General features: G+C 73.1%; 2 pseudogenes. Both read right to left on the reverse strand.

The features are described 5' to 3' along the window. Window positions 1–727: pseudogene (locus MCM47_RS41220) on the reverse strand (hypothetical protein); the annotation flags it as partial. Window positions 728–807: 80 nt separating this feature from the next. Then, window positions 808–1,148 (reverse strand): annotated as a pseudogene (locus tag MCM47_RS41225) (M23 family peptidase); the annotation flags it as partial.

Genomic DNA, 1,148 nt, shown 5'->3' on the forward strand with positions numbered 1-1,148 from the left:
GGCGGCCGTCCTGGTTGGAGCCGGTGGCGAGGGAGTGGCCGCCGCCGCCGAAGGTCTCCCAGGTGGACCAGGCGCCGGAGGGCTGGAGCTGGTAGCGGTGTTGGAGGGTGGTGCCGTTGAGGGCGAACATCTCCAGGCGGCCGTCGGGGTTCGGGCCGATCGCCAGCTCGGCACCGCCCGGGCCGCCCAGGGACTCCCAGTCCGACCAGGCACCGCTCACCGCGGTCTGCCAGGCGTGCGAGACGCCGTCGGCACCCGCGGCGAACACCTCCAGCCGGCCGTCCGCCGAACGCGCCGACACCACCCTCCCCGACTGCGCCGGATACACCAGCGGCGCCGGTCCGGGCTCGTGGTGGCCGTGCCGGTCCGCGGCGGCCCGCGCCGCGTCCAGGTACCGCAGGTGGGCGCCCGCGTTGTACGTCGACCACGGCTGCCAGTTGGTGCCGCCGTTGGAGATGCGGAAGGTCTGGTCGGCGTTGCACTGGGCGTCGTAGGCGCAGGCGTCGCTGACCTCGGGATGCCAGTAGTCGTTGATCTCCCACAGGCCGCGGTCGGTGGACGGCGGGGTGTTGTTCTGGACGTTGGAGGCCATGGGGTTGCAGCTGGACTCGGCCATGCCGACGGCGATCGCGGTCACCAGGGCGTCGCCCCGGAAGCCCGCGTTGTAACCGACCTCGGCGCACAGGTCGATGCCGGTGGCGGCCGGCGCGGGCGTGGCGCCGACCATCAGGCCCGCCGTCACGCCGAGCGCGGCGAAGGCGGACAGCAGGACCCGGCGGGGGGCCCGGCCGGCGTGTTGCGTGCTCGTCACGTGGTCGCTCCTCGACTGACGGCGGGTCCGGCGGTGGTGTGGAGCCAGGTCCAGTCGGACCAGGTGGAGAAGCCGGTCTGCCACTTGTGGTGGACGCCGGCGTTGCTGGTGCCGAACACTTCGATCCGGCCGTCGGCGTTGGCGGTGGCGGTGATCTCGGTGCCGGCGCCGCCGAAGGTGTCCCACGGGCCGTAGGGTGCGTTGACGCCGGTCTGCCAGGTGTGTTGGGCGGTGGTGGTGTTGATGGCGAACACTTCGATGCGGCCGTCCGCGGTGGGCTGGCTGGTGAGTTGGGAGTCGGCGGGTCCGCCGGTGGGTTGCCAGTCGGACCAGGTGG

This window comes from Kitasatospora sp. A2-31, from assembly GCF_022288725.1.
Taxonomy (GTDB): domain Bacteria; phylum Actinomycetota; class Actinomycetes; order Streptomycetales; family Streptomycetaceae; genus Kitasatospora.